Origin of the sequence: Streptomyces sp. NPDC097617 (genome assembly GCF_044761485.1) — a bacterium.
Taxonomy (GTDB): Bacteria; Actinomycetota; Actinomycetes; order Streptomycetales; family Streptomycetaceae; genus Streptomyces.
Genome location: NZ_JBIWCL010000045.1, coordinates 1 through 19,795, shown reverse-complemented (window position 1 = coordinate 19,795; position 19,795 = coordinate 1). Strand labels below are relative to the sequence as shown.

Annotated in this window: 15 protein-coding genes; 8 read left to right on the top strand and 7 right to left on the bottom strand. The window is 70.6% G+C overall.

All coding sequences use genetic code 11. From position 1 onward, the window contains the following. Positions 1-5: 5 nt before the first annotated feature. From ACIQZO_RS39035 to ACIQZO_RS39025, 3 genes are all read left to right on the top strand, one after another. Positions 6-740 (top strand): ComF family protein, encoded by a 735-nt coding sequence (locus tag ACIQZO_RS39035; RefSeq protein ID WP_403635996.1) that lies wholly within the window; start codon positions 6-8, stop codon positions 738-740. A 326-nt stretch (positions 741-1,066) separates the two neighbouring features. Next, a complete protein-coding gene (gene hpf, locus ACIQZO_RS39030; protein ID WP_403636009.1) occupies positions 1,067-1,762 on the top strand; it encodes a ribosome hibernation-promoting factor, HPF/YfiA family in 696 nt (231 codons plus the stop codon). A gap of 209 nt (positions 1,763-1,971) precedes the next feature. Then, entirely contained in the window at positions 1,972-2,715 is a 744-nt protein-coding gene (locus ACIQZO_RS39025; protein ID WP_403635995.1) for a response regulator, read from the top strand. On the opposite strand, the gene ACIQZO_RS39020 is transcribed toward ACIQZO_RS39025, so the two are convergent. Together ACIQZO_RS39020 and ACIQZO_RS39015 are read right to left on the bottom strand one after the other, a co-directional pair. Continuing rightward, a complete protein-coding gene (locus tag ACIQZO_RS39020; RefSeq protein ID WP_403635994.1) occupies positions 2,712-3,920 on the bottom strand; it encodes a winged helix-turn-helix domain-containing protein in 1,209 nt (402 codons plus the stop codon). The genes ACIQZO_RS39025 and ACIQZO_RS39020 overlap by 4 nt on opposite strands. 9 nt (positions 3,921-3,929) lie before the next feature. Beyond that, positions 3,930-4,520: a GNAT family N-acetyltransferase gene (locus tag ACIQZO_RS39015; protein WP_403635992.1), complete on the bottom strand. Its 591-nt coding sequence runs from the start codon at positions 4,518-4,520 to the stop codon at positions 3,930-3,932. Positions 4,521-4,760: 240 nt separating this feature from the next. Here ACIQZO_RS39015 and secA point away from each other — a divergent pair, with 240 nt between their 5' ends. Beyond that, positions 4,761-7,559: a preprotein translocase subunit SecA gene (secA, locus tag ACIQZO_RS39010; RefSeq protein ID WP_403635990.1), complete on the top strand. Its 2,799-nt coding sequence runs from the start codon at positions 4,761-4,763 to the stop codon at positions 7,557-7,559. 172 nt (positions 7,560-7,731) lie between these two features. On the opposite strand, the gene ACIQZO_RS39005 is transcribed toward secA, so the two are convergent. After that, positions 7,732-8,181: an Rv3235 family protein gene (locus tag ACIQZO_RS39005; RefSeq protein ID WP_403635988.1), complete on the bottom strand. Its 450-nt coding sequence runs from the start codon at positions 8,179-8,181 to the stop codon at positions 7,732-7,734. Positions 8,182-8,484: 303 nt separating this feature from the next. On the opposite strand from ACIQZO_RS39005, the gene ACIQZO_RS39000 reads away from it, so the two are divergent. From ACIQZO_RS39000 to ACIQZO_RS38990, 3 genes are all read left to right on the top strand, one after another. Further along, positions 8,485-8,985, top strand: coding sequence for a DUF6912 family protein (locus ACIQZO_RS39000; RefSeq protein WP_403635986.1), 501 nt, complete (start codon positions 8,485-8,487; stop codon positions 8,983-8,985). After that, positions 8,982-9,644 (top strand): HAD family hydrolase, encoded by a 663-nt coding sequence (locus ACIQZO_RS38995; protein ID WP_403635984.1) that lies wholly within the window; start codon positions 8,982-8,984, stop codon positions 9,642-9,644. Before ACIQZO_RS39000 ends, ACIQZO_RS38995 begins: the two co-directional genes overlap by 4 nt. A gap of 367 nt (positions 9,645-10,011) precedes the next feature. Beyond that, positions 10,012-14,976 carry an NAD-glutamate dehydrogenase gene (locus tag ACIQZO_RS38990; RefSeq protein WP_403635982.1) on the top strand — a complete coding sequence of 1,655 codons (4,965 nt, stop codon included), beginning with the start codon at positions 10,012-10,014 and terminating at the stop codon, positions 14,974-14,976. Positions 14,977-15,147: 171 nt separating this feature from the next. On the opposite strand, the gene ACIQZO_RS38985 is transcribed toward ACIQZO_RS38990, so the two are convergent. Then, complete coding sequence (locus tag ACIQZO_RS38985; RefSeq protein ID WP_403635980.1) at positions 15,148-15,933, bottom strand: ABC transporter ATP-binding protein; 786 nt, start codon at positions 15,931-15,933, stop codon at positions 15,148-15,150. Next, positions 15,926-16,834 (bottom strand): ABC transporter permease, encoded by a 909-nt coding sequence (locus ACIQZO_RS38980; RefSeq protein ID WP_403635978.1) that lies wholly within the window; start codon positions 16,832-16,834, stop codon positions 15,926-15,928. The genes ACIQZO_RS38985 and ACIQZO_RS38980 overlap by 8 nt, the downstream gene beginning before the upstream one ends. A gap of 136 nt (positions 16,835-16,970) precedes the next feature. Here ACIQZO_RS38980 and ACIQZO_RS38975 point away from each other — a divergent pair, with 136 nt between their 5' ends. Continuing rightward, positions 16,971-17,603, top strand: a complete 633-nt coding sequence (locus tag ACIQZO_RS38975; RefSeq protein ID WP_403635976.1) for a TetR/AcrR family transcriptional regulator — start codon at positions 16,971-16,973, stop codon at positions 17,601-17,603. Positions 17,604-17,686: 83 nt separating this feature from the next. Here ACIQZO_RS38975 and ACIQZO_RS38970 read toward each other — a convergent pair whose 3' ends face one another. Further along, positions 17,687-19,531 (bottom strand): formylglycine-generating enzyme family protein, encoded by a 1,845-nt coding sequence (locus tag ACIQZO_RS38970; RefSeq protein WP_403635974.1) that lies wholly within the window; start codon positions 19,529-19,531, stop codon positions 17,687-17,689. Continuing rightward, positions 19,531-19,659 carry a hypothetical protein gene (locus tag ACIQZO_RS38965; protein ID WP_403635972.1) on the bottom strand — a complete coding sequence of 43 codons (129 nt, stop codon included), beginning with the start codon at positions 19,657-19,659 and terminating at the stop codon, positions 19,531-19,533. The genes ACIQZO_RS38970 and ACIQZO_RS38965 overlap by 1 nt, the downstream gene beginning before the upstream one ends. Positions 19,660-19,795 lie beyond the last annotated feature (136 nt).

Genomic DNA, 19,795 nt, shown 5'->3' with positions numbered 1-19,795 from the left:
GAGCCATGCGGTGGTGGTGGCAGGAGCTCGCCGGGCTGGTGCTGCCGGCCGACTGCGCCGGCTGCGGAGCGGCGCGGGTACTGGTGTGCGCCGAGTGCGGGGATGCGCTGAGCGGCGCCGTGGCGGCCACCGTGCGGCCGTCTCCGCCGCCTGTGGGCCTTCCGGTGGTGTGGGCCGCCGCCGGCTACGAGAAGGGCGTACGGAGCCTCCTGCTGGCGCACAAGGAGCGCGGGGCGCTGCCGCTGGCCGGGGTGCTCGGCGCTGCCCTGGCGGGGGCCGTCCTGGCGGGCGGGGCGGGTGCTCAGGGCGGCGCGGGCGAGGTGGCGCTGGTACCGGTCCCGTCGGCGCGGCGGCAGGTGCGGGCGCGCGGGCACGATCCGGCGCGCAGGATCGCCCTGGCGGCCGCGGGCCGGCTGCGGCGAACAGGTGTTCCCGCGCGCGTGGCGCCCGTACTGGGGCTGCGGCGGGCGGTGGCGGACCAGGCGGGACTCGGGGCCCGGCAGCGCCGGGAGAACCTCGCGGGGGCGCTCGCGGTGCGCCGGGGCGGCCGGCGGCTCACGGAGGGCGCCCGGATCGTGCTGGTGGACGACCTGATCACCACCGGGTCGACGCTGGCGGAGGCGGCCCGGGCGGTGCGCGCGGCGGGGCTGGTGGCGGGCCCGGGGGCGGTGCTGCGGGCGGCGGTGGTGGCCGCGCCGGTGGACTCCTTCAGACGGATCGAACGGGCGCCACGTGTTTGAGCAACTCACACAGAAGAAGAATCTTGTGAATAGATTTGGAACTGGCGGGGAAGGCCCATCGTTGCAGGTAGTACGAGGGAACAGCCGCTTCGTCGGAAGTACATTCCGGTAGCGGGTGCCGACAACCGCCATAGAGGGATATGTTCGGTTGTAAGGAACTCAGGAGGCTGTCTCTCGACTCCGAAGTCGGTGGGGTGTTGATCTTGCCGATGGGGGAGGAGGAGGTGAAAGTCGCCAAGTCCGAGGCTCCGGCCTTCACCGGAGTCTGGTGCGAAAGGGAGACGCTTCGCCCCGTCGGGCGGAGCTATCCGGGAACGGAGTTCTGCGTGGACATCGTCGTCAAGGGCCGCAAGACCGAGGTGCCCGAGCGGTTCCGCAAGCACGTGGCCGAGAAGCTGAATCCGGAGCGGATCCAGAAGCTCGACGCCAAGGTGATCAGCTTGGACGTCGAGGTGTCCAAGGAGCACAACCCGCGTCAGGCCGACCGTTCCGACCGCGTGGAGATCACCCTGCGTTCGCGGGGCCCCGTGATCCGTGCCGAGGCCGCCGCCGCCGACGCGTACGCGGCGCTCGACCTGGCTCAGGACAAGCTGGAGGCCCGGCTGCGCAAGCAGCACGACAAGCGCCACACCCGCCGCGGCAGCGGCCGGATCCCCGCGGCGGAAGTCGCCGACGTGGTGCCGGGCGTGGCCTCGCTGAACGGCAGCGGCCAGGTGGTTTCCGAGGAGAAGACGGACGGGGTGCCGATCACCCGGATCGGATCCATCGAGGTGCAGGGCGAAGGCCCGCTCATCGTCCGCGAGAAGACCCACTCGGCCGCACCCATGTCGCTCGACCAGGCTCTGTACGAGATGGAACTGGTCGGCCACGACTTCTATCTGTTTGTCGACTCCGAGACGAAGCTGCCCAGTGTTGTCTACCGCCGTCACGCCTATGACTACGGCGTCATCCACGTGAACCCCGACGGTGCCTCCAGCTCGGAGGAACCGCGCGGCGGCGCCGGTGGCGCGCTCGGCGGCTGAGTCGGATCGCAGGCGTTCGCTGCCCTCGCGCAGGCGCTCCGGCGCCTGTGCGGGGGCACCTGCATGACGCGAATGCGACGGGTATGCGCCAGGTGGCTCACTTGTGTCCCCCGCGTCGTGGTGCGGGCATGGAATCATGGCGTGCAGTCAACCGGCTGCGGTGTGTGTCCGGTTGGCCCAGCAGCTGAGCACATGCAGGGGGAGGAACGATGGCGGACAGCTTCGGGCCGGTGCGCGGGGTCGACGGCGTCGCGGACTGCCGGGGGACGGACACGTCGCAGGAGCCTGCCGGGGAACCCATCAGGGTGCTCGTGGTCGACGACCACGCGCTCTTCCGGCGGGGACTGGAGATCGTCCTCGCCCAGGAGGAGGACATCCTGGTCGTCGGCGAGGCGGGGGACGGGGCGGAGGCCGTGGACAAGGCGGCCGATCTGCTTCCGGACATCGTGCTGATGGACGTCCGGATGCCGCGGCGCGGCGGGATCGAGGCGTGCACCTCGATCAAGGAGGTGGCCCCCTCCGCGAAGATCATCATGCTGACGATCAGCGACGAGGAGGCGGACCTCTACGACGCGATCAAGGCGGGCGCGACCGGGTACCTCCTGAAGGAGATCTCGACGGACGAGGTGGCCACGGCGATCCGGGCGGTGGCGGACGGCCAGTCCCAGATCAGCCCGTCGATGGCGTCGAAGCTGCTCACCGAATTCAAGTCGATGATCCAGCGGACCGACGAGCGGCGCCTGGTACCCGCGCCGCGGCTGACGGACCGCGAGCTCGAGGTCCTGAAACTGGTCGCCACCGGGATGAACAACCGCGATATCGCGAAGGAGTTGTTCATTTCCGAGAACACCGTGAAGAACCACGTCCGCAACATCCTGGAGAAGCTGCAGCTGCACTCCAGGATGGAGGCCGTGGTCTACGCGATGCGCGAGAAGATCCTCGAAATCCGCTAGAGCGCGGCGAGTTCCGCCGTGACGGCCGCCGCTTCCGCGGGCGAGCTCGCGCGCTCGACGCGTACGTCCTCGCAGCCGACCCATTCCGCCGCCTCCCGCAGTGCCCTCGCCATCGGGCCCGCGGCCTTGGGCGAGGTCAGGGAGAGCTGCCGGGCCACCAGCGTGCGGCCCTCGCGCGCCGGGTCGACCCGGCCCTGGAGCCGGCCGCCCGCCAGCAGCGGCATCGCGAAGTACCCGTGTATCCGCTTCGGCTTGGGGACGTACGCCTCCAGGCGGTGCGTGAATCCGAAGATCCGCTCCGTCCGGGGACGGTCCCAGACCAGGGAGTCGAAGGGCGAGAGCAGCGTCGTGCGGTGGCGGCCCGCGGGAGCCTCCACGAGAGCCGCCGGGTCCGCCCACGCCGGCTTCGACCAGCCCTCCACCTCGACCGGGACCAGCCCGGAGTCCGCGACCACCGCGTCGAACTCCCCGCCCTTGAGGCGGTGGTAGTCCGCGATGTCGGCGCGGGTGCCGACCCCCAGGGACCGGCCGGCCAGGGCGACCAGGCGCCGCAGGCACTCGCGGTCGTCCAGGTCGTCATGGAGCAGCGCGTCGGGGACGGCGCGCTCGGGGAGGTCGTAGACCCGCTTCCAGCCGCGGCGCTCGCTGCACACCACCTCGCCGGTGTCGAGCAGCCACTCCACCGCGATCTTGGTCTCGGACCACTCGAACCACTCGCCGCCGTTCTTGGCGCCGCCCAGTTCGGTGGAGGTGAGCGGGCCGTCGGACCGCAGCCGGTCCAGCACGGCCCGCGTCGAGCGCTCCTTGTCCTGGAGGACGTGCCAGCGGTGGCCGCGCACCCGGTTGGCCCGGCGGCGGAAGGCGAAATGCGGCCATTCCTCGATCGGCAGGATGCAGGCCGCGTGCGACCAGTACTCGAAGGCGTGCCGGTCCGACCAGTACGCCTGCTCCACGGTGTCCCGGCCCACCGCGCCCAGGCGCGCGTACGGGATCAGCTCGTGCGAGCGGGCCAGGACCGAGATGGTGTCCAGCTGCACGGCGCCCAGGTGCCGCAGCACCCCGCGGACCCCGCCGCGCCGGTCGGGCGCCCCGAGGAAGCCCTGCGCGCGCAGGGCGATGCGCCGGGCCTCGTCGGCGGACAGCGGGAGCGAGGTGGTGCCCGAGGCGGCGCCCGAAGTGATGCCCGAAGTGATGCCCGTAGTCATGCGGGAAGCCTAGGACGTGCCACTGACAGCGGGCAGGTACGGCAGCCGCGAGGGCAGGCCCAGGTCGGAGGGGAGCAGGGAGCCGACCCAGCAGTCACGGGCGGTGCCGCGCTGCTGGATGCCCGCCCGCAGGAGTCCCTCGATCCGGAAGCCGGCCTTCTCGGCGACGGCGCGGGAGCCCGCGTTGCCGACCTCGGCGCGCCATTCCAGCCGTGGGACGCCCACCTCGGTGAAGGCCCAGCGGGCGACGGCCAGGACCGCCTCGGTCATGTAGCCCCGGCCGCGGTACTCCTTGACCGCCCAGTAGCCGACCTCGTAGCTCGCGTAGCTGTCGCGGCCCTGGACGTGCATGCCGACGGCGGCGACCAGCGGGCCGTCGGTCCCGAGGCGCACGGCGAAGGGGAAGGCGCTCTCCTCGTGCCAGCCGTTCGGCACGATCTCGTTCACGAACGCGTGCGCGTGCTCGCGCCCGTAGGGGGAGGGGACCAGCGTCCAGCGCTGGATGTCGGGGTCCTGCGCGGCGGCGTGGACCTCGCCCTCGTCCGCGGGGACGAAAGGCCGCAGTACCAACCGCTCCGTGCTGAGTGTGATGGGCTCCATGAACGGATTCTGCTGCTGTTCAGGTGCCCGGAGCGAACAATTTTCGGTAATCCCTCCGGGCGATCCGGCACCTTCGGTGTCCCCCGTACGTTCTCAATCCGGGCACCCGTGCCCTCACAGGAACGGCGGACCTCCCGACGCGGCCACGTCCTCGCTTACGATGGCCGTTGCGGTGGGGCCCACCTGCCGTGCCCGTGTACGTACAGTGCCCAGGCCCGACCGGCAAGGAGACAAACCTCGGTGTCCGTCTTCAACAAGCTCATGCGTGCAGGCGAAGGCAAGATCCTGCGCAAACTGCACCGCATCGCGGACCAGGTCAACTCCATCGAAGAGGACTTCGTCAACCTCTCCGACGCCGAGTTGCGAGCGCTCACGGACGAGTACAAGCAGCGTTTCCAGGACGGCGAGAGCCTGGACGACCTGCTGCCCGAGGCCTTCGCGACCGTACGCGAGTCCGCGAAGCGCGCCCTCGGCCAGCGGCACTACGACGTCCAGATCATGGGTGGCGCGGCGCTGCACCTCGGCTACGTGGCCGAGATGAAGACCGGTGAGGGCAAGACCCTGGTCGGCACGCTCCCCGCGTACCTGAACGCGCTGTCCGGCAAGGGCGTCCACCTGATCACGGTGAACGACTACCTCGCCGAGCGCGACTCCGAGATGATGGGCCGGGTGCACAAGTTCCTCGGCCTCGAGGTCGGCTGCATCCTGGCGAACATGTCGCCCGCACAGCGCCGCGAGCAGTACAGCTGCGACATCACCTACGGCACGAACAACGAGTTCGGCTTCGACTACCTGCGCGACAACATGGCGTGGTCCCAGGACGAGCTCGTCCAGCGCGGCCACAACTTCGCCGTGGTCGACGAGGTCGACTCCATCCTGGTCGACGAGGCCCGTACCCCGCTGATCATCTCCGGCCCCGCCGACCAGGCCACGAAGTGGTACGCCGACTTCGCGAAGCTGGTGACCCGCCTGACCAGGGGCGAGGCCGGCCAGCCGCTGAAGGGCATCGAGGAGACCGGCGACTACGAGGTCGACGAGAAGAAGCGCACCGTCGCCATCCACGAGACCGGTGTCGCCAAGGTCGAGGACTGGCTCGGCATCGAGAACCTCTACGAGTCGGTGAACACCCCGCTCGTCGGTTACCTCAATAACGCGATCAAGGCCAAGGAGCTCTTCAAGAACGACAAGGACTACGTCGTCATCGACGGCGAAGTCATGATCGTCGACGAGCACACCGGCCGCATCCTCGCCGGCCGCCGCTACAACGAGGGCATGCACCAGGCGATCGAGGCGAAGGAAGGGGTGGACATCAAGGACGAGAACCAGACCCTCGCCACGATCACCCTGCAGAACTTCTTCCGTCTCTACTCGAAGCTGTCGGGCATGACCGGTACGGCCATGACCGAGGCCGCCGAGTTCCACCAGATCTACAAGCTCGGTGTCGTCCCGATCCCGACCAACCGCGACATGGTCCGCAAGGACCAGCCGGACCTGATCTACCGGACCGAGGTCGCGAAGTTCTCCGCCGTCGTCGACGACATCGCGGAGAAGCACGAGAAGGGCCAGCCGATCCTCGTCGGTACGACGTCGGTCGAGAAGTCCGAGTACCTCTCGCAGCAGCTCTCCAAGCGCGGCATCCCGCACGAGGTGCTCAACGCCAAGCAGCACGACCGTGAGGCGACGATCGTCGCCCAGGCCGGCCGCCGCGGCGCGGTCACCGTCGCCACGAACATGGCCGGCCGTGGTACCGACATCAAGCTCGGCGGCAACCCGGACGACCTCGCCGAGGCCGAGCTGCGCCAGCAGGGCCTGGACCCCGAGGAGCACATCGAGGAGTGGGCGCACGCCCTCCCCGCGGCGCTCGTGCGGGCCGAGGCCGCGGTGAAGGCGGAGTTCGAGGAGGTCAAGGACCTCGGCGGGCTGTACGTGCTGGGCACCGAGCGCCACGAGTCGCGCCGTATCGACAACCAGCTGCGCGGCCGCTCCGGCCGACAGGGCGACCCGGGCGAGTCCCGCTTCTACCTGTCGCTGGGCGACGACCTGATGCGCCTGTTCAAGGCGCAGATGGTCGAGCGCGTCATGGCGATGGCGAACGTCCCCGACGACGTGCCGATCGAGAACAAGATGGTGACGCGTGCGATCGCGTCGGCCCAGTCGCAGGTCGAGACCCAGAACTTCGAGACGCGCAAGAACGTCCTGAAGTACGACGAGGTCCTCAACAGCCAGCGCGAGGTCATCTACGGCGAGCGCCGCCGCGTCCTGGAGGGCGAGGACCTCCAGGAGCAGGTGCGCTTCATGATGGACGACACGATCGACGCGTACATCGCGGCCGAGACGGTCGAGGGCTTCGCCGAGGAGTGGGACCTGGAGCGCCTGTGGGGCGCCTTCCGGCAGCTCTACCCGGTGAAGGTCACCGTCGAGGAGCTGGAGGAGGCCGCGGGCGACCGCGCCGGCATCACCGCCGAGTTCATCGCGGAGTCCGTCAAGGACGACATCCACGAGCAGTACGAGGCCCGCGAGAAGACGCTCGGCTCCGAGATCATGCGCGAGCTGGAGCGGCGCGTGGTCCTGTCGGTGCTCGACCGCAAGTGGCGTGAGCACCTGTACGAGATGGACTACCTGCAGGAGGGCATCGGCCTGCGGGCCATGGCCCAGAAGGACCCGCTGGTCGAGTACCAGCGCGAGGGCTTCGACATGTTCAACGCCATGCAGGAAGGCATCAAGGAGGAGTCCGTCGGCTACCTGTTCAACTTGGAGGTCCAGGTCGAGCAGCAGGTCGAGGAGCTTCCGGTGCAGGACGCGGCGCCTTCCCTGACGAAGGAGCCGGCGGGTGCGCGTCCGGAGATCCGGGCGAAGGGCCTGGACGCTCCGCAGCGGCCGGACCGGCTGCACTTCTCGGCGCCGACGGTGGATGGGGAGGGCGGTGTCATCGAGGGCGACTTCGACAGTGACGCCGCCGGTGGTGACGGTGACGGGATGACGCGGGCGGAGCGGCGCAAGGCGCAGAAGGCTGCCGGTGGGCGTCGCCGGAAGAAGTAACCCTCCGCCGGGTTGAGCTGGATCTGTCGGCCGGGGCCGGACACCTTGGGGTGTCCGGCCCCGGCCGCGTTGCGTGTGCGGCGTCGTTGCCGGGGCTCCGCTCCGGACCCCGCGCCTCACACGCCGGCGGGGCTGGGAGGGCGCGAGGCTGAAATGGGCCCGGTGGGATGGTTCAGGGGCGGGGGCCCTGGATTTCTACTGCTGCGCAGCGCCAGCGGAGGTCCGGGCCCTGTTCCAGGCGGAAGGCCATCGCCGACAGGCGGTCGCCCGTGGCGATGCGGGCGAAGGCCTCGATGACTCCGGGGCCGGGGGTGAAGCGGCCGCACTGGCGGATGACGGGGCGCAGGCGGTCGCGGAGCGGGTCCGTGGGGGCCAGGGTGATCAGCTGCTGGTAGGCGGGGCCGACGGTGTGGCCGAGGAGCGAGTGGACCGGGCGCAGGCCGCTGACCACCGCGAGGAGGTGCTCGGCGAACCAGTGGTGCGGGCCCGGCCGCAGGGTGCGCGGGGGCCCCGCCGGGCGCCGCGGGTCGCGGCGGCCGGCGGGCCGGGTCCGGCTGCGGCCCGCCGGCCGCCGCCGGCTGCCGTCGTTGCCGGTCATCGTGCCGCGCATCGTGGTGTCCATCGCGATCTGCCCCCGAACAGGCCGGGCCCGGAGCCATACCGGGCGGTAACTTGATGGGGATCTTCTATGGCCGCGCGAACACGCTCCGCAACCGCACCCGTGGCCCGTCGGGCCACCCGCCCGGTTCACCTATCAGGGTGGGCGGCGCCCGCTCCCCGGCCGCGGCCGGCGCCCGTAGGAGGACCCGGGTGGACGGCGGCGGGTTCCGCCGCGGAGCCCCGAAGGGGGACGGAGTCCATCACCCGGCCGGCTCCGTCCGAGTCGTATCCTGGGGGCGTTTCCGACTACCGAAAGCAGCCGGCCATGCGCGTGTACGTCCCCCTGACCCTCCCCGGGCTCGCCGAGGTCCACACGGCGGGTGAGCTGGGCCCCGCCCCGCTGCGGGCGTACGCCGTCACCCCCGGGCTCCGCGAGTGGTACGTGTCGGACGACATCGAGGAGCTGGAGTACGCGGCCCTGAACCGGGCCGCGCTCGCCTCCCTGCGGCTGGTCGCCGCCGACCCGACCGCCCCGCGCCGCCGTGTCGTGGTCGCCCTCGATGTCGACGAGAAGGCCGTCACGGCCGCTCCGGGGCTCGATGAGGCCGGGCTCGGCCAGGTGGCCCTGGCCGCCGCCGTACGGCTCGCCGTGGCCGCCGCGGTGCACGTGGACGCCGACGACGCCGAGACGGACGTGGCCGCCGCCGCGCAGGCCCTGGCCGCCGCCGACGGCGGGGACGCGGACGCGCAGGCCACCGTCGACGGCGCCGACGACCACGAACTGCTGTGGTTCGGCGTGCAGGAGATTCCGGGGCTGCTGAAGTGACACCGAACCACATCGTCTGGGACTGGAACGGCACGCTCCTCCACGACATCGACGCCGTCATCGTCGCGACCAACGCCTCCTTCGCCGAGCTCGGCTTCGCGCCGATCACCCTGGAGACCTACCGCGACCTGTACGTCGTACCCGTGCCCAAGTTCTACGAGCGCCTCATGGGACGGCTGCCCACCGACGCGGAGTGGCTGGTCATGGACGACACCTTCCACCGCCACTACTGGGCCGCCGCGGACGGCGCCGGGCTGGCGGAAGGGGCCCGGGAGCTGCTCCGGGACTGGCAGCTGGGCGGGCTCACGCAGTCCCTGCTGTCCCTCGCGCCCCACGACAAGCTCGTGCCCCTGGTCCGCTCCCACGGCATCGACCAGCACTTCCTGCGCGTCGACGGCCGGACCGGGCCCTCCCACACCTCCAAGGCGGGACACCTCGTACGTCACCTGGCCGCCCTCGACGGGACGGGTGTGACGGCGGATCGTACGGTTCTCATCGGAGACGCCGTGGACGACGCGCTCGCCGCCGCCCACGTGGGCGCCCGGGCGGTTCTCTACACGGGCGGTTCGCACAGCCGCAGCAGTTTGGAATCAGCCGGTGTGCCGGTCGTCGACAGCCTGGCAGAGGCCGTCCTCACAGCTCGCGAGCTGGCCGGATAGCGACGGGACGGGCCGCTGCACGGACAGCCCGTCCCGTCGCTGGCCAGAGTGTCAAAGTTCCACCCCAAGATTTGTACAGAAGCAGCGAATGACGTCCTGGGGGTAGGACGGGATAGCCTTGTACCCGTGATCAGCGCGATAGTCATCGGGGGCACTGGAGCCTCCGGCCTGCGCCCGGCGCACGACCGTGCCCGGGCCTTCGCTGATCCCCGCCACCGGGACATCCGGCCGATCACGGCTCATTCCCTCCCGGTCGGCTCTCTCGACGGCATAGCGTCGATCCCGAACGGACACCCCGCCTCGCGGCGCTATGTCATTCCTTCCTTCACCTACGTCACGCAATGGCGCGCGACAGGAGCCAGAGGACATGCAGACCAAGCTGGACGAAGCAAAGGCCGAGCTGCTCGCACGGGCGGCCCGGGTAGCTGAGCACAGCCCGGCCGGGGGGCTACTTCCGACTGGGTCCGAGCGGGGAGGGCGTCCAGACCAGGACGCGGTGCTCTCCTACCTCCAGCGCTACTACCTGCACACGGCACCCGAGGACCTCGCGGACCGGGACCCGGTCGACGTGTTCGGAGCCGCGCTCTCCCACTACCGGCTCGCCGAGAACCGGCCGCAGGGCACCGCGAACGTGCGCGTGCACACCCCCACGGTGGAGGAGAACGGCTGGACCTCCAGCCACTCGGTCGTCGAGGTCGTCACCGACGACATGCCCTTCCTCGTGGACTCCGTGACGAACGAGCTGTCCCGCCAGGGCCGCGGCATCCACGTCGTGATCCACCCGCAGGTCGTCGTCCGCCGTGACATCACCGGCAAGCTGATCGAGATCCTCGGCCCCGACTGCGACGCCCACGGCCCCGCCACCGCGCGTCCCCACGACTCCCTCGTCGAGTCCTGGATCCACGTCGAGATGGACCGCGAGACCGACAAGGCCGACCTCAAGCAGATCACCGCCGATCTCCAGCGCGTCCTGTCCGACGTGCGCGAGTCCGTCGAGGACTGGGAGAAGATGCGCGAGGCCGCGCTGCGCATCGCGGAGGGCCTCCCGGACGAGCCCACCGCCCCCGACCTGCGCGAGTACGAGCTCGAAGAGGCCCGTGAGCTGCTGCGCTGGCTCGCCGACGACCACTTCACCTTCCTCGGCTACCGCGAGTACAACCTCGTCGACGGCGACTCCCTGTCCGCCGTGCCCGGCACCGGCCTCGGCATCCTGCGCTCCGACCCGCACCACAGCGGCAAGGAGGACGGCCACCCGGTTTCGCCGGCCTTCAACCGGCTGCCCGCCGACGCGCGCGCCAAGGCCCGCGAGCACCGCCTGCTGGTGCTGACCAAGGCCAACAGCCGCTCGACCGTGCACCGCCCGTCCTACCTCGACTACGTGGGCGTCAAGAAGTTCGACGCCGACGGCAACGTCGTCGGCGAGCGCCGCTTCCTCGGCCTGTTCTCCTCCGCCGCGTACACCGAGTCCGTGCGCCGCGTCCCGGTCATCCGCCGCAAGGTCGCCGAGGTCCTCGCCGGCGCCGGCTTCGCGCCGAGCAGCCACGACGGCCGCGACCTGACGCAGATCCTGGAGACCTACCCGCGCGACGAGCTGTTCCAGACCCCGGTCGACCAGCTCCAGGCCATCGTCACCTCCGTCCTGTACCTCCAGGAACGCCGCCGGCTGCGGCTCTACCTGCGCCAGGACGAGTACGGCCGCTACTACTCGGCGCTGGTCTACCTGCCCCGCGACCGGTTCACCACCGGTGTCCGGCTGCGCCTGATGGACATCCTGCGCGAGGAGCTCGGCGGCATCAGCGTCGACTTCACCGCGTGGAACACCGAGTCGATCCTCTCCCGCATCCACTTCGTCGTCCGCGTCCCGCAGGGCACCGAGCTGCCCGCGCTGACCGACTCCGACGTCGAGCGCATCGAGGGCCGTCTCGTCGAGGCCGCCCGCTCCTGGGCCGACGGCTTCCAGGAAGCGCTGATCGCCGAGTGCGGCGAGGAGCGCGCCGCCGAGCTGCTGCGCCGCTACGGCGCCTCCTTCGCCGAGGGCTACAAGGCCGACCACTCGCCGCGCGCCGCCGTCGCCGACCTGGTCCACCTGGAGCGGCTCGCCGCCAGCGACCGCAAGTTCGCGCTCTCGCTCTACGAGCCCGTGGGCGCGGGCCCCGGCGAACGCCGGTTCAAGATCTTCCGTACCGGCGAGCAGGTCTCGCTCTCCGCGGTCCTGCCGGTGCTGCAGCGCCTGGGCGTCGAGGTCACCGACGAGCGCCCCTACGAGCTGCGCCGCTCCGACCGGGTCAGCGCGTGGATCTACGACTTCGGTCTGCGGATGCCCGTCTCCGGCAACGGGGACCACTACCTCGGCGACGACGCCCGCGAGCGCTTCCAGGACGCCTTCGCGGCGGTCTGGCAGGGCGACGCCGAGAACGACAACTTCAACGCCCTGGTGCTGAGCGCCGGGCTGACCTGGCGGCAGGCCGTCGTCCTGCGCGCGTACGCCAAGTACCTGCGGCAGGCCGGCTCCACCTTCAGCCAGGACTACATGGAGGACACCCTCCGCAACAACGTCCACACCACCCGCCTGCTGGTCTCGCTCTTCGAGGCCCGGATGGCGCCCGTGCGCCAGACCGCCGGCAGCGAGCTCGTGGACGCCATGCTGGAGGAGCTCGACGGGGCCCTGGACCAGGTCGCCTCGCTCGACGAGGACCGCATCCTGCGGGCCTTCCTCACCCTCATCAAGGCCACGCTGCGCACGAACTTCTTCCAGCTCAACGGCGTGGGCGAGCCGCACGCGTACGTGTCGATGAAGTTCGACCCGCAGGCCATCCCGGACCTGCCGGCCCCGCGTCCGGCCTTCGAGATCTGGGTGTACTCCCCGCGCGTCGAAGGCGTCCACCTGCGCTTCGGCAAGGTCGCCCGAGGCGGTCTGCGCTGGTCCGACCGCCGCGAGGACTTCCGTACGGAGATCCTCGGCCTGGTCAAGGCGCAGATGGTCAAGAACACCGTGATCGTGCCGGTCGGCGCCAAGGGCGGCTTCGTCGCGAAGAACCTCCCCGACCCGTCGGTGGACCGCGACGCCTGGCTCGCCGAGGGCATCGCCTCGTACAAGATCTTCATCTCGGCGCTGCTCGACATCACCGACAACATGGTCGCCGGCGAGGTCCTGCCCCCCAAGGGCGTGGTCCGCCACGACGAGGACGACACCTACCTCGTCGTCGCCGCCGACAAGGGCACCGCGACCTTCTCCGACATCGCCAACGGAGTGGCCGAGTCCTACGGGTTCTGGCTCGGCGACGCCTTCGCCTCGGGCGGCTCCGCCGGCTACGACCACAAGGGCATGGGCATCACCGCCCGCGGCGCGTGGGAGTCCGTCAAGCGGCACTTCCGCGAGCTCGGCCACGACACCCAGACCGAGGACTTCACCGTCGTCGGCGTCGGCGACATGTCCGGCGACGTGTTCGGCAACGGCATGCTGCTCTCCGAGCACATCCGCCTGGTCGCCGCCTTCGACCACCGGCACATCTTCATCGACCCGAACCCGGACGCGGCCACCTCGTACGCCGAGCGCCGGCGCCTGTTCGAGCTGCCGCGCTCCTCGTGGGCCGACTACGACACCTCGCTGATCTCGGCGGGCGGTGGCATCCACCCGCGTACGGCGAAGGCCGTCCCGATCACCGCGCAGGTCCGCGAAGCACTCGGCATCGAGGCCGGCGTCACCAAGATGACCCCGGCCGACCTGATGAAGGCGATCCTCCAGTCCCCGGTGGACCTGCTGTGGAACGGCGGCATCGGCACGTACGTCAAGGCCACCGCCGAGACGCACGCGGACGTCGGCGACAAGGCCAACGACGCCATCCGCGTCAACGGCTCCGAGGTGCGGGCCAAGGTCATCGGCGAGGGCGGCAACCTGGGTCTGACCCAGCTCGGCCGGATCGAGTTCGCCCGCAGCGGCGCCGGCGGCGAGGGCGGCAAGGTCAACACCGACGCCATCGACAACAGCGCGGGCGTGGACACCTCCGACCACGAGGTGAACATCAAGATCCTGCTCAACGCGGTCGTCACGGACGGCGACATGACCGTCAAGCAGCGCAACAAGCTGCTCGCCCAGATGACCGACGAGGTCGGCCACCTGGTGCTGCGCAACAACTACGCGCAGAACATCGCGCTCGCCAACGGCGCGGCGCAGGCCCCGAGCCTGCTCCACGCCCAGCAGCGCTACATGCGCCGACTGGAGCGCGACGGACGCCTGGACCGGGCGCTGGAGTTCCTGCCCACCGAGCGGCAGATCCGCGAGCTGCTCGGCAGCGGCAAGGGCCTGACCCAGCCGGAGCTGGCCGTGCTGTTCGCCTACACCAAGATCACGGTGGCGGACGAGCTCATCGCCACCGAGCTGCCGGACGACCCGTACCTGCGCCGCCTGCTCTTCGCGTACTTCCCGGACGCCTTGGCCGAGAGGCTCACCGAGCAGATCGACGCGCACGCGCTGCGCCGGGAGATCATCACCACCATCCTGGTCAACGACACCGTCAACACCGGTGGTTCGACCTTCCTGCACCGGCTGCGCGAGGAGAGCGGGGCCTCCACGGAGGAGATCGTCCGGGCGCAGCTCGCGGCCCGCGAGATCTTCGGCCTGGCCGAGGTGTGGGACGCGGTGGAGGCGCTCGACAACAAGGTCGCCGCCGACGTCCAGACCCGGGTGCGGCTGCACTCGCGGCGCCTGGTCGAGCGCGGTACCCGCTGGCTGCTGAACAACCGGCCGCAGCCGCTCCAGATCAGCGAGACCATCGCCTTCTTCACGGAGCGCGTGGTCCAGGTCTGGGCCGAGGTGCCGAAGCTGGTGCGGGGCGCCGACCTGGAGTGGTACCAGTCGATCATGGACGAGCTCACGGGCGAGGGCGTTCCGGAGGAGCTGGCCGCCAAGGTCGCCGGCTTCTCGTCGGCCTTCCCGGCGCTCGACATCGTGGCGATCGCGGACCGTACGGGTGTGGACCCGCTGGAGGTCGCCGAGGTGTACTACGACCTCGCCGACCGCCTGAACATCACCCAGCTGATGGACCGGATCATCGAGCTGCCGCGGTCCGACCGCTGGCAGTCGATGGCCCGCGCGTCCATCCGCGAGGACCTGTTCGCGGCGCACGCGGCCCTGACCGCCGATGTGCTGTCGGTGGGCAACGGGTCGTCGACTCCCGAGGAGCGCTTCAAGGCGTGGGAGGAGAAGAACGCGGCGATCATCGGGCGGGCGCGGACGACTCTGGACGAGATCCAGGGGTCGGACGACTTCGACCTGGCGAATCTGTCGGTGGCGATGCGGACGATGCGGTCGCTGTTGCGCGTGCACAGCTGATCGGGCCGTACGGAACGGAACGGGCCGGGCCCGGGACCTTGTGGTCCCGGGCCCGGCCCGTTGCGGTTGCTGGGTGTCCGCCCGGGGGCGCCCCCGGGCGGCGCGCCTCAATACGCCGGCCGGGCTGGGAGGGTGCGGCGGGGCTGGGTTGCTGCGGCGGGACCGGGAGGGTCAGCGGCGGGTGAAGGATTCGTAGGCGTCGCAGACCTCCGCCGAGGGGCCGTCCATGCGGAGGATGCCGGCCTCCAGCCAGATCGCGCGGTCGCAGGTCTCGCGGACCGTGTTGATGCTGTGGCTGACGAGGAAGACCGTGCCCGCGTGCTCGCGGAGTTCCTCGATGCGGGCCTGGCTGCGGCGCTGGAACGCGGCGTCGCCGGTGGCCAGGGCCTCGTCGATCATCAGGACGTCGTGGTCCTTGGCGGCGGCGATGGAGAACCGCAGCCGGGCGCCCATGCCGGAGGAGTACGTCCGCATCGGCAGGGAGATGAAGTCGCCCTTCTCGTTGATGCCGGAGAAGTCGACGATGCCCTGGTAGCGCTCGCGGATCTGCTGCTTGGACATGCCCATCGCGAGGCCGCCGAGGACGACGTTGCGCTCGCCGGTCAGGTCGTTCATCAGGGCGGCGTTCACGCCCAGCAGGGACGGCTGGCCGTGCGAGTAGATCCGGCCGCGGGCCACCGGCTGGAGGCCGGCAATGGCGGCCAGCAGGGTGGACTTGCCCGAGCCGTTGGAGCCGATGAGGCCGATGGCCTCGCCCTTGTGCGCGGTGAAGGTGACGCCCTTGACGGCGTGCACCTCCTTGATGCCGGGGGACGGGCGGCGGGAGAAGACCCGGCTGAGCGCCGCGGTGGCTCCGCCCTTGCGGGCGCCGGCGCCGTGGACCTTGTAGATGACGTGGACCCCGTCGGCGATGACGGTGGGTACCCGGGTGTCGGTCTTCGTCGCGGTGTCAGCCACGGCCGTACTCCTCTTCTGCCTTCCAGAACCAGATGAAACCGCCGACGCCGGCGAGCAGCGCCCAGCCGATGGCGAGGAGCCACACGTGGGGCGGGAGCGAGTGCGCCGCGAAGCTGTCGATCAGCGAGAAGCGCATCAGGTCGATGTAGACGGCCGCGGGGTTGAACTTGAGCAGCATCAGTACCCAGTGCGGCAGGTGGTCCGTCTTGAGCATCTGGTCGATGGACCACATGACGCCCGAGGAGTACATCCAGGTGCGCAGGACGAAGGGCATCAGCTGGCTGACGTCCGGGTTCTTGCTGCCGAGCCGCGCCATGACCATCGCGCAGCCGGCGGCGAAGACGGCCATCAGCACCAGGGTGGGCACGGCCAGGAACCAGGACCAGGCGGGCCGCTGGCCGAAGGCCAGCAGCAGGACGACCAGGGCGCCCATGGTGACGAGCAGCTGCTGGAAGAGCTGGACGACGGTGGAGATGGGCAGGCTCGCGCGCGGGAAGTGCAGGGCGCGGACCAGGCCGCGGTTGCTGTGGACGGCGCGCGTGCCGGCGTTGATGGAGCTGCCGATGAAGTCCCAGACGAAGATGCCGGTGATCAGGAAGGGGACGTAGTCCGGCACTCCGTTGCTTGCCTTCATCACGATGCCGAAGATGAAGTAGTAGACGGCCGCGTTGAGCAGCGGGGTCACCAGGTGCCAGAGCTGGCCGAGCTTGGCCGAGCTGTACGTGGCCTGCATACGGGCGGTCGCGTACGCGGTCACGAAGTGGCGGCGGTCCCAGAGCTCCGCGATGTAGCGGGGGAGCGTGGGGCGGGCGCCGCTGAGGGTGAGGCCGTGGGCGGCGGCGAGTTGCGCGAGCTCCGCGGAGGGCGCGGGCGCGGTCTTGGGTGCGGTCGCGGTGGTCACAGGGTTCGCTTTCGACGGGGTCAGTACGTCGCTGCCGAGGTCGGGACGGGTCCGTATCGTCGCTACGGTGAGGTTAGGGCGTGACGCGTCGGAACGCAACCGTATCGTCGTGACGGAGCGCGGCTATGCTCTCTGCATGACCACGGACCCCGCCGCCGCCCCCGCCCCCGCCCGAAGAGCCCCTGCCGGGGCCGCCGTCCTGCGCGCGGACGTGACGGAGGCGATCCGCGACGCGGTGGTGGAGGAACTGGCCGCGGTCGGCTTCGCGCGGATGTCCATCGAGGGCATCGCCCGGCGGGCGGGGGTCGGCAAGACCGCCGTCTACCGGAGGTGGAAGTCGAAGCTGCACCTGGTGCTGGACCTGGTGGGGGCCTTCGCCGTGGACGGCCTGCCGGTGCCCGCGACCGGCTCGCTCTACGGGGACGTACGGGCCCTGCTGGAGGTCATGTCACACGTGCTGCGGCACCCGGTGGCCTCCGCGGTCATCCCCGACCTGCTGGTGGAGGCCGCGCGGAACCCGGAGATCGCCGAAGCGGTGCGCGGCGCGCTGCTCGACGGGCAGCGCCGCATGGCGGAGGGCATCGTCTCCGGCGCCGTCGCGCGCGGCGAGCTGGCCGAGGACACCGACCCGGGGCGGGCCCTCGACCTGGCGATCGGGCCGCTGTACTGGCGCCAGGTGGTCGTCCGCGACGAGGTCACCCGCGGCTACCTCGACGACCTGGCCCGCTCGGTCGTGGCCGGGCTGACGACCCCGCCCCCCACGTCCTGACCCGGCCGCCGCAGGCCCCGTGAGCCGGTCTCACCCCCACGCGGCAGACACGGAGGGGCGGACGGGCCGAGTGCCGGACGCGGCTAGCGTGTGTAGAAGGCCACGCGGAAGCCCAGATCCACGTAGGCGTTCTGCGGCGGGTCGTACGAGCGGAACTGGATCATGCGGGCGCGCTGTTCGCGGGAGAACCAGGAACCCCCGCGGACGATGCGGTCGCCCTGGGTCTCCAGAGCCTCACGGCCGGGCCGGGGGTCGTCATAGGGCCATGCCAGGGAGCGTGTCCACTCCCACACGTTGCCGATCATGTCCTGAGGGTCGTCCTCCCCGGCCGCCCAGGGAAAAAGCCCCACGGGAACGGAACGCTGGGTCCAGCCCTCCGCCGTGCGGACATGGGCCATGCCCTCCTGCCACTCGCTTCCCCACGGATAGGGGTCGGACGTCGGCCGGCCCGGGCAGGAACACTCCCATTCGGCCTCGGTGGGAATGTCCGCGTAGCTGTTGTTGTCCAGCACGTTCCGCTCGCGCAGCCACTTCGTCAGCCAGCGGCAGTACGCCAGCGCCTCCCACCAGTTGATGCCGACGACAGGCTGGGTCGGCTGGTTGTAGCGGGGATCCCACCAGTACAGCGGCACCCGCCGCAGCAGCAGCTGGTCCACGTACTCCTGAAGGGACTCCTCGTCGACGATGCCCTCGCGCATCTCCTTGCTCAGATGGATTCGCTGGGTGTCCGTCGACCCGGCACGCGGTCCGTCCGGCGCGTCGATGAAGGCAGGGTCGTGCCGGACCCACAGCCGTGCCGGTCCGTCCGGCCAGCAGTCCAGGTCCTGGTACCCGCCCGCGGCGACGAACTGCGCGTAGTCCCGGTTGGTGACGGGCAGCGTGGAGATCCGGAAGGATCCGATGCTCTCGGTGCGCTGCGGGTACCAGTCGATGTGCCGGTACTTGTCGTCCTGGGAGTTGAGCGGGATCGCGGAGCCGATGGGGTATTCGCCCGCCGGTATGACACAGCTGTCGGCGAGGAACGAGCCCGATCGCTCCTCCCAGGTCGACGGATTGAGCTGCGCGTCCAAGGTGGCGGCACGGGCCCGGGTCTCCAGGTCCTGACCGCGGTCCCCGCGGGCGGTGGCAACGGCCTCCGACACCGACCGCCGCAGCCGTCGTACGAGCCCGTACGGTTCGGCGCCCGGCCGGGCCGCCGCGAGGATCACGAGCAGCTCGCCGGCGAGCAGCCACAGCGGCAGCCCCCCGTCGCCCGCTTCCTCCGCGGCACCCGCCAGCTCGGCCGCCGTGCCGGTGACGAGGCGGTGTCCCTCGGGCGTGGTCTGGGCGCTGGCCCAGTAGCGCAACGGGGCGTGCCAGATCGGATGACGGCACAGCCCGACGATGGTCTCCGAGTCCCGGCGGGCCAGCGCGCAGCCGGCGAAGTAGTCGCGGAACAGGTTCTCCCGGAAGGAGAGCTGGGTGGCCGTGTCGACGGCGAGTATGCCGTGGCCCTTGCGGATGAACTGCACGTAGTCGACCACAGCCGGATACGCGGTGAGGAATTCCAGATCCTCGCCCAGCGCCCGCAGGATCGGATCCTGCACGGCTGCCGCGGAGATGGAGTTGGTTTCGGCGTGCACGGAACGCAACGAGGTGATGGAGAAGCCGACCTCCTCGATGATCCGCTGGATCTCCGTGTCGTAGCCGGGCCGCAGGAGGCACGGCTCCGCGGCTGCCGCGGCCCGCCTGCGGGGCCGCTTGTGCAGGAACTCCTCCGAGGCCAGCCGGCAGAAGTGCCCGACGGACGTGGGGACCTCGTGGTTGCGTTCCGTGGAGACGACCAGGAGGTGCAGCAGGTACGGGACGCGCGCGGCCGAGGCGAGGGCGCTGTCGCCCCGGATCGCGGCGATGAGCCGCTCCGAGAGCTTTCCTTCGTGCGTGGTCATCAGGTGGTGAACCATTCGGTGATGTAGTTCTCGAGGTCGCGCTGTTTGGGGGGCCGGAGGAAGTAGGCGTTGACCTCGCGCGACCTCGCGCATTCGGCGGAGAACCAGCTCGAATCCGAAATGGTCACCAGGACGCGAAGGTTCCGGAAGTGCACGTGGAGCTGCGCCAGCCTCGTTGTTTCACGGCGACGTCCGGTTGGTCTTGCGTCCGTGATGTCGCGTTGATTCCTGTCCGGGGACGGTTCCGGTCAGGGGTGCGCGTCG